The sequence below is a fragment of the Geodermatophilus sp. SYSU D00815 genome (assembly GCF_054050035.1).
The window spans coordinates 53,221-61,591 of sequence record NZ_JBJGYO010000026.1 but is presented as its reverse complement, the minus strand read 5'-3'; the positions used below and the strand labels follow the sequence as shown (position 1 = coordinate 61,591).

The window sequence follows — 8,371 nt, the reverse complement described above, 5'->3', positions numbered from 1 at the left end:
ACGGCCGCCGTCGTCTCCCCCAGCTCCTCGGCCAGGCTCGTCACGCTCACCCGCTCGCGCAGCTCGACACGAACACGAAGCTGGCCCAGCTGCGCGAGCTGGGGCAGCTGCACGACTCCGGCGTCCTCGACGACGCGGAGTTCGAGCTGCAGAAGAGCCAGATCCTCAATTCCTGAGACCCCGGGCCACCCGGCCCGGTCGAGCAACCCGAGGAGAAGCCCATGGCCACGATGACCGTGTGGAAGTTCCCGACCGCCGACGGCGCGGAGATCGCCGAGATGACGCTCGAGGACCTGCAGCGGCAGGAGCTCATCCAGATCCACGACGCGGCGCTGGTCACCTACCCGGAGGGGGCGCGCAAGCCCAAGACCAAGCAGCTGTCCGGGCTGGCCGGGGCCGGGGCGCTCGGCGGTGCGTTCTGGGGCTTCCTGTTCGGGCTGATCTTCTTCGTGCCGCTGCTCGGCATGGCGATCGGTGCCGGCATCGGGGCCCTGACGGGCAGCCTCACCGACGTCGGCATCGACGACTCGTTCATCCGGCGGGTCCGCGACGAGATCCAGCCGGGCACGTCCGCGCTGTTCGTGCTGAGCTCCGGCGCGGTCGTCGACCGGGTCAAGGAGGCCTTCGCCGGGCAGCACATGGTGCTGGTCGAGAGCAACCTCAGCCGGGAGCAGGAGGACAAGCTGCGCGAGGTGTTCTCCGAAGAGCAGGCCTCCGCCGGCGCGGGCTGAGCCCCATCCCCGGGCCCGGCCGGTCGCACCGGCCGGGCCCGCGGCCCGCTCCCGCGCCACGTCGCTCGCCGGGGCGGCCCCGGTCGGATTCATCCGGGCGGGACGACGCCGGTCGGGCGCGGAGCGCCTGGGATGGCACCGGCACCCCTGCGACCACCGGAGGCCCGCGATGTGCCGTTGGATCGCCTACACCGGGTCGCCGGTGCTGATCGAGGACCTGCTCTACACGCCGGAGAACTCGCTCATCGTGCAGAGCCTGCGCGCGCGGCTCGGGGTCGAGCCCACCAACGGTGACGGGTTCGGCGTGGGCTGGTACGACGAGCGGGAGACCCCGGGGCTGTTCCGCAGCACCGAGCCCGCCTGGAACGACCGCAACCTGCGCGAGGTCGCCGGGCACATCCGCTCGCCGATGGTGCTGGCGCACGTCCGGGCCTCGACCGGGACGGCGGTCCAGCTGACCAACTGCCACCCGTTCCGGTACGGGCGCCGGCTGTGGATGCACAACGGCGCGATCGCCCGCTTCGCCGCGGTGAAGCGCGAGCTGGCGCTGGCGGTGGCGCCGGAGCTCTACCCGCACATCGAGGGCTCCACCGACTCGGAGCTCTTCTTCCACCTCGCGCTCACCTTCGGGCTCGAGCAGGACCCGCCGACGGCGGTGGCCCGCGCGGTGGGGTTGATCGAGGAGGCCGGTCGGCGGCACGGCGAGCCGTTCCCCCTGCAGATGACGGTGGCGACGACCGACGGCGAGACGCTCTGGGCCTTCCGGTACTCCAGCGAGGGGCGGTCGCGGTCGCTGTTCCACAGCACCGCCGTCGCGACGCTGCGCGAGCAGTACCCGGACAACCCGGTGCTGCACCGGCTGTCGGACGACGCCCGGATGGTGGTGTCGGAGCCGCTCGGGAACCTGCGCGGCGTGTGGCGCGAGGTGCCGGAGTCCACCTGCGTCGTCATCCGGCACGGCGAGGAGGAGCTGCTCCCGTTCGCGCCGGCCGTCCTCGCGCCGGCCGGCTGAGGCCGCGGTCGACGACCGCCTCCCCCGCCTCCTCGCGGAGGTCAGTGCACCAGCGCCTTGAGCACGATGAGCGCGGCGCCGACCAGCGCCACGGACCCGCCCCGGACCACCGCCCGGACGCGCGTGGCGCCGGCGAAGCGGGCCGCCCAGTAGCCGTAGAAGCCGATCAGCCCCAGGCCGCTCCACTTGGCGATCGTGAAGGCCGTGCCGGTCTGCAGGAAGCTCAGCCCCGCGAGCAGGAAGAAGGCGGCCGGGAACCCGGCGCCGAAGGCCACGTACCCGGCGTCCTCCGCCATGTGCCGGAGCTGCGCGCGGGTGACCGGCCGGCCGGTGCTGGTCTCGGTCCCCACGACCTCGCTGAACACCTCGGCCAGCGCCACCGCGGCGGCCGTGCCGAGCAGCGAGACGACCACCGCACCGGGCCCCGGCGGGTGCGCCTCCAGGACCACGACGACGGCGAGGCCGATGATCGAGCCGTAGACGACCCGGGCCACGTGCCGCGACCCGAGGTGCGCGCGGAGGTCGGTGCGCACGCGCCGCCGCCTCAGGCCGGTGCGGCGGCGAGCAGCCGCTCGCGGACGGTCCCGCGCGGCCGCGGCGCCCGGCTCCGGCCGGACGTCGTGACCGGGCGCCGGCTCAGGGTCCGGGAGATGCCCCTCGGGCGTGCCTCGCCTCTCGACATGGCCGCATGGTCCCGGATCCCCGCCGGTCGCGGTTCATCCTCCCGGTGCGATCTCGCCCGGTCCGGGCGTCCCTAGCGTCGGTGCTCCCACGAGCGGAGGACGGCAATGACGGCGCACCCTGCCACCGCACCCCCGGCCCCCGACGAGGCGACCGCCGCGCCCGGACCGGTGCCGCCGCGGCGTCGCCGCCGGCGGTGGCCGGGGTGGCTGCCGCGGTACACCTGGAGCGGCACGCTGAGCGCCCTGCTGTTCGGCTGCGCCACCCTCACCCCGTCGCTGCTGCCGCGCGGCTGGGTGCTGCAGGGGATCATCGCCGGGATCGCCGCCGCCATCGGCTACGGCGTGGGGACGACGCTCGCCTGGTTCGTCGCCGAGGTCACCGAGCGGCGGATGTCGGCCGGGTTCCGGCGGCGCTCCTGGCACGTGCTCGCCGTCCTCGGGCCGGTGCTGGTCCTGGTCATGCTCTGGCTCGGGTCGGGCTGGCAGCGCGACATCCACGAGCTCATGGGCCTGGACCCGCCGCGGGGCTACACCTCCGCCGGCATCGTCGTCCTCGCGGTGCTCGTCTTCGCGCTGTTCGTGGGGATCGCCCGGGCCGTCCGGCGGCTGGCCCGCTGGCTGATCCGGCTCCTGGGCCGGTTCCTGCCCCGCCGGATCGCCCGGCCGCTGGGGGTCGTCGTGGTGGTCACGCTCGCCGTCGTCCTGCTCAACGGCGTCCTCTTCCGCGGGCTGGTGGAGGCGGCGAACTCGGCGTTCAGCGTCAAGGACGACGGCACGGCGGAGGGCGCGGTGGAGCCCACCGCGCCGGAGCGGTCGGGGAGCCCCGCCTCGCTGGTGGCGTGGGAGGAACTGGGCCTGCAGGGGCGCAACTTCGTCGGGTCGGGTCCCACGCCGGAGGAGCTCGAGGAGTTCTCGGGCCGCCCGGCGCTGCAGCCGGTCCGGGCCTACGCCGGGCTCGCGTCGGCGGAGGACACGGAGGACCGCGCGGCGCTCGCCGTCCGCGACCTCCAGCGCGCCGGCGGCTTCGACCGGGCGGTGCTGGTGGTGGCGACGACCACCGGCACCGGGTGGGTGGACCCGGCGGCGAGCACCGCCCTGGAGCACGAGTTCAACGGCGACACCGCCATGGTCGCCATGCAGTACTCCTACCTGCCGAGCTGGATCTCCTTCCTCGTCGACCAGGCCGTCGCGCGCGACGCCGGGCGGGCCCTGTTCGACGCGGTCTACGGGGTCTGGGCCGCGCTGCCCGCCGCCGAGCGCCCCGCGCTCTACGTCTTCGGCGAGAGCCTCGGCACCTTCGGCGGGGAGGCCGCGTTCAGCGGGCTGGCCGACATCCGCAACCGCACCGACGGCGTGCTGTGGGCCGGGCCGCCGAACTTCAACGACCTGTGGCGCGAGCTGGTCGCCGACCGCGACGAGGACACCCCCGAGTGGCTGCCCGTGCTCCAGGACGGGCGCACCGTGCGGTGGGCCGACGAGGCCCCCGACCTCGCCCTGCCGGTGGCCACGTGGCAGCGGCCGCGGGTCGTGTACCTGCAGAACGCCTCCGACCCGATCGTCTGGTGGTCACCGCAGCTGATCCTGAGCCGCCCCGACTGGCTGGAGGAGGAGCCGGCCCCGGACGTCTCGGCGGAGATGTTCTGGATCCCCCTGGTGACGTTCTGGCAGGTCACCGCCGACATGGCGTTCTCCACGGGCGTGCCGGACGGGCACGGGCACCGGTACTCGGCCGACTACGCGAACGCGTGGGCCGAGCTCGCCGAGCCGCCGGGCTGGACCGACGCCGACACCGAGCGCCTGCGGCAGCTGCTCGCCGGGTGACCACGCCGGCCGTCGCCCGCCGGGACCTCGTGGTCTCCGGGGTGGTCGTGCTCGTCCTCGTCGCGGTCAACCTGGGTGCCTCCCTGCTGCGCCCGCCGTGGTGGGCCCGGGCGCTGGCCGGCGTGGGCCTGCTCGCCGTCGCGCGGCTCGCCGGCCTGACGTGGGCGCAGCTGGGCCTCGGGCGCGACCGACTCGGGCCGGGCAGCCGGTGGGCGCTCGGCGCCGTCGGCGTCGTCGCGGTCGTCTACGCGGTGGGCGTCGCGCTCCCGCTGAGCCGGCCGGCGTTCGACGACCCGCGCTACGACCTTCCGGTGCCCGACGCGCTGGGCACCGCGCTCGTGGTCATCCCCTTCGGGACGGTGGTGTTCGAGGAGCTGGCCTTCCGCTCGGTGCTCTGGGGCGTGCTCTCCCGGCACTGCCGCCCGTGGCAGGTCCTGGTCCTCACGTCGGCCCTCTTCGGGCTGTGGCACGCCGTGCCCGCCGCGCGAGCCGGGGGAGCGCTGCTCGCCGTCGGCACCGTCGCGCTCACCACGGTGGGCGGGCTGGTCTTCGGCGAGCTGCGGCGGCGCAGCGGCAGCGTGCTCGCGAGCGCGGGCGCGCACTGGGCCACCAACTCCCTCGGCGTCCTCTTCGGCTTCGCGGCCCGTTCCCTGGACCGGGGTGCGTGAGGTCATCCCGTGCGGGTGATGCCGGGCCGGACGGGCCCGGCGACCCTCGGCCGCACCGCCGGCCGACGGGACGAGGAGGGCTCGCCATGACCCTGGCCGCCGAAACACCGGCCGCGTCCTCGGTCGACGCCTCCTTCGTCGACACCTCCTTCGTCGACGCCTCCTTCGTCGACACCATGGTGCTGCGGCTCGCGGCGGAGTACGGCGCGGACCGCGAGGAGCTGCGCCGCCGGGCGGAGGCCGCGCTGGCCTCGTTCGCGGGCGCCCGCGTGCGGGCCTTCGTCCCGATCCTGGTCGAGAAGCGGCTGCGGGAGGCCTACCGGAGGACCGCGTGACCCCTGTCCCGCCGGGCCTGCGCGGCTACCGCCCCGCGTGGCTGGGCAAGGACCTCGTGGCGGGGGTCGTGCTCACCGCGCTGCTGGTGCCGCAGGGGATGGCCTACGCCGAGCTGGCCGGCCTGCCGCCGATCACCGGCCTGTACACGACGATCACCTGCCTGCTGGCCTACGCGCTGGTCGGGCCGTCGCGCATCCTGGTCCTCGGCCCCGACTCGTCGCTCGGGCCGATGATCGCGGCGACGATCGTGCCGCTGGCCGCCGCCGGCGGGGACCCGGACCGGGCGGTGGCGCTGGCGTCGATGCTGGCGCTGCTGACCGCCGGCATCATGATCGCGGCCGGGATCGCCGGGCTGGGCTTCGTCGCCGACCTGCTGTCGAAGCCGACCATGATCGGCTACCTGAACGGGCTGGCCCTGACGATCGTCGTCGGGCAGCTGCCCAAGCTCCTCGGCTTCTCCGTGGACGGCGACGGGCTGGTCCGCGAGGCCGTCGGGTTCGTCGAGGGCGTGGCGCGGGGGGAGGTCGTGCCCGCCGCCGCGGCCGTGGGGCTCGGCTGCATCGTGGTGGTCCTCGGGCTGCAGCGGTTCTGGCCCAAGGTGCCGGCGGTGCTCGTCATGGTCGTGCTGGCGATCGCCTTCAGCACCCTGCTCGACCTCGGCGAGCGCGGCGTCGGCCTCGTCGGCGTGCTGCCGGAGGGCTTCCCGCCGCTGACGGTCCCGTCGGTGGAGTGGTCGGATCTCGCCGCGCTGGTGGCCGGGGCGCTGGCCATCGCCCTGGTCTCGCTGGCGGACAGCATCTCGACCGCGTCGGCCTTCGCCGAGCGCACCGGGCAGGAGGTGCGCGGCGGCCGGGAGATGATCGGCATCGGGACGGCGAACCTGGCCGCCGGCCTGTTCCAGGGCTTCCCGGTCAGCACCAGCGCGTCCCGTACCGCGGTCGCCGAACGCGCCGGCGCGCGGACCCAGCTCACGGGGGTGGTCGGCGCCGCCCTCGTGATCGTGATGATCGTCTTCCTGCCCGGGCTGTTCGCGGACCTGCCGGACTCGGCGCTGGCCGCGGTCGTCATCACGGCGGCGGTCTCGCTGGCCGACCTGCCGGGGACGGCGCGCCTGTGGCGCCAGCGCCGGGTCGAGTTCAGCCTGTGCATCGTCGCCTTCGCCGGGGTGGCGCTGCTCGGCGTCCTGCCGGGGATCGGCATCGCGGTGGGGCTGTCGATCCTCAACGTCTTCCGGCGGGCCTGGCGGCCCTACCAGGCCACCCTCGGGCGGGTCGACGGGCTGCCCGGCTACCACGACGTCCGCTCCCACCCGGACGCCGCGCAGCTGCCCGGTCTGGTCCTGCACCGGTTCGACGCGCCGCTGTTCTTCGCCAACGCGAAGACCTTCCGCGACGACGTGCTGGCCATCGCCCGCCGCGAGCCGGCACCCCGGTGGATCGTGATCGCGGCCGAACCGGTCACCGACGTCGACACCACCGCCGCCGACGTCCTGCTCGAGCTCGACCGCCTGCTCGACGAGCGCGGGCAGACCCTGGTCTTCGCGGAGATGAAGGACCCCGTGCGGGCCAAGGTCGAGCGCTACGGGCTGACCGAGGCGATCGAGCTGCAGCACTTCTTCCCCACGGTCGAGGCCGCGGTCAGCGCCTACCGGGCGCTGACCGGGGCGACGTGGACCTCCGGTCAGCGCGTGCCGCCGGCCGGGGCGGCCCCGCTGGAACGGCCGGACCCGCCGGAACCGGCCCCGGCCTGAGCGCGCTCCCGCCCGGGCGCGCCGCCCGCGGCGGTCCGGCCGGCCGCCAGCGCCCACAGCAGGCGCAGGTCGAGCAGGCCCCGCGGCGGGCGGATGCCGGGCCGCGTGCGGGGGAGCCGCACCCGCAGCGCACCCGGCCGGACGGCGCAGCGCACGGGGGTGGCCAGCCGCACGGTCTCGCCGTCGACGCCCACCGGGATCTCGGGCACGTCGGCGGTCACCACCACCTCCGCCGCCTCGGCCCGGCGCACCCCGCGCCGGTGGGCGCCCCGCAGCAGCCCGACCGCCTGGCGTGCGGTGTCCACGCGCACCGCGATGACACCGAGCGCCCCGCCGTCCAGCCGGGCGCGGCGGCCCATGCCGGCGAGGTCCGACGCCTCGTAGGGGTTGTTGCTGACCAGCAGCGCCTGCGGCGCGTCGATCAGCTGCCCGTCGACGTCGACGACCAGGTGGGCGCCGCGCCGCCGGGCCAGCAGGTCGGGGAGCGCGTCGAGCGCGGTGCGGGTCTTGTCGTCGCGGTACGCCGGGCTCTCCACGATCTCGGCGTAGGCGCCGAAGGAGGCGTTGTTCACGAACGGCCGCCCGTTGACCGCGCCGAGGTCGATCCGTGCCTCCACCCCGTCGCGGAGGGCGTCGAGGCAGCGCGCGGGGTCGGCGCGGTCGAGGCCGAGGTCGAGGGCGAAGTGGTTGCGCGTGCCCGCGCTGATCACCAGGAACGGGACGTCGTGCTCGGCGGCCACCTCCGCCACGAGGGCCTGCGTGCCGTCGCCGCCGGCCACCCCCAGCAGGTCGGCCCCGCGGGCGAGCGCCTCCTGGGCGAGCGCCCGGACGTCGGTGCCCGGCCGGTCCAGCAGCACGACCTCGGCACCGAGCTCCTCGGCACGCTCCCGCAGCGCGAAGCGGCCGACCTTGCCGCCTCCCGACCGCGGGTTCATGACGACGAACGGTCGCCGCGCGGGGGCCGCCCCGGTCACCGGCAGCGTCCACGTCGAGCGGTCCGGCCGGGTCGCCGTCCGGGCGGCCGCGATCGCCGCGACCAGCAGGCCGCCGGCCACCAGCGCCAGCCACAGCAGGTCGTTCGCGGCGACGAGCACCAGGACGGCGATGGGCGCACCGACCGCGACGGCGAGGGCGAGCCAGCGCAGCGGCCCGCGCTGCAGGAGGAACCAGAACCCGGCCGCGACCACCAGCACGGTCGCGGTGACGGTGAGCAGCACGAGCCAGAGCCCGCCGCCGCCGGTGAAGGCCAGCAGCAGCACGAGCGCGGCCGCCAGCAGGGCCAGCGCGGCCCGGGCCGTCCAGCGCCGGGCACCCATCGACTCCACGGGCCACCTCCCCGGTCGAAGTCCGCCGCGCAGGCTGCCCGACCC

9 protein-coding genes are annotated in these 8,371 nt (G+C 75.6%); 7 read left to right on the top strand and 2 right to left on the bottom strand.

The window, feature by feature from the left end; genetic code table 11:
• The first annotated feature begins 80 nt into the window (after positions 1-80).
• The 3 genes from ACI78S_RS21185 to ACI78S_RS21175 all read left to right on the top strand — a co-directional run bounded on the left by ACI78S_RS21185 (position 81) and on the right by ACI78S_RS21175 (position 1,743).
• Positions 81-176 (top strand): SHOCT domain-containing protein, encoded by a 96-nt coding sequence (locus ACI78S_RS21185; protein WP_456976951.1) that lies wholly within the window; start codon positions 81-83, stop codon positions 174-176.
• Between the two features lie 45 nt (positions 177-221).
• The gene (locus ACI78S_RS21180) at positions 222-731 is read left to right on the top strand and encodes a DUF1269 domain-containing protein (protein WP_456976949.1); all 510 of its coding nucleotides are present in this window, start codon (positions 222-224) and stop codon (positions 729-731) included.
• 169 nt (positions 732-900) lie between these two features.
• Entirely contained in the window at positions 901-1,743 is an 843-nt protein-coding gene (locus tag ACI78S_RS21175; protein WP_456976948.1) for a class II glutamine amidotransferase, read from the top strand.
• Between the two features lie 41 nt (positions 1,744-1,784).
• On the opposite strand, the gene ACI78S_RS21170 is transcribed toward ACI78S_RS21175, so the two are convergent.
• Positions 1,785-2,276, bottom strand: a complete 492-nt coding sequence (locus ACI78S_RS21170; protein ID WP_456976947.1) for a hypothetical protein — start codon at positions 2,274-2,276, stop codon at positions 1,785-1,787.
• Positions 2,277-2,531: 255 nt separating this feature from the next.
• Here ACI78S_RS21170 and ACI78S_RS21165 point away from each other — a divergent pair, with 255 nt between their 5' ends.
• From ACI78S_RS21165 to ACI78S_RS21150, 4 genes are all read left to right on the top strand, one after another.
• A complete protein-coding gene (locus ACI78S_RS21165; RefSeq protein WP_456976946.1) occupies positions 2,532-4,247 on the top strand; it encodes an alpha/beta hydrolase in 1,716 nt (571 codons plus the stop codon).
• A complete protein-coding gene (locus ACI78S_RS21160) occupies positions 4,244-4,915 on the top strand; it encodes a CPBP family intramembrane glutamic endopeptidase (protein ID WP_456976945.1) in 672 nt (223 codons plus the stop codon). The genes ACI78S_RS21165 and ACI78S_RS21160 overlap by 4 nt, the downstream gene beginning before the upstream one ends.
• 86 nt (positions 4,916-5,001) lie before the next feature.
• The gene (locus ACI78S_RS21155; protein ID WP_456976944.1) at positions 5,002-5,250 is read left to right on the top strand and encodes a three-helix bundle dimerization domain-containing protein; all 249 of its coding nucleotides are present in this window, start codon (positions 5,002-5,004) and stop codon (positions 5,248-5,250) included.
• Complete coding sequence (locus tag ACI78S_RS21150) at positions 5,247-7,001, top strand: SulP family inorganic anion transporter (protein ID WP_456976943.1); 1,755 nt, start codon at positions 5,247-5,249, stop codon at positions 6,999-7,001. The genes ACI78S_RS21155 and ACI78S_RS21150 overlap by 4 nt, the downstream gene beginning before the upstream one ends.
• Here ACI78S_RS21150 and ACI78S_RS21145 read toward each other — a convergent pair.
• Positions 6,932-8,317, bottom strand: coding sequence for a diacylglycerol/lipid kinase family protein (locus ACI78S_RS21145; protein WP_456976950.1), 1,386 nt, complete (start codon positions 8,315-8,317; stop codon positions 6,932-6,934). The two genes, ACI78S_RS21150 and ACI78S_RS21145, sit on opposite strands and share 70 nt — an antisense overlap.
• Positions 8,318-8,371: the final 54 nt, after the last annotated feature.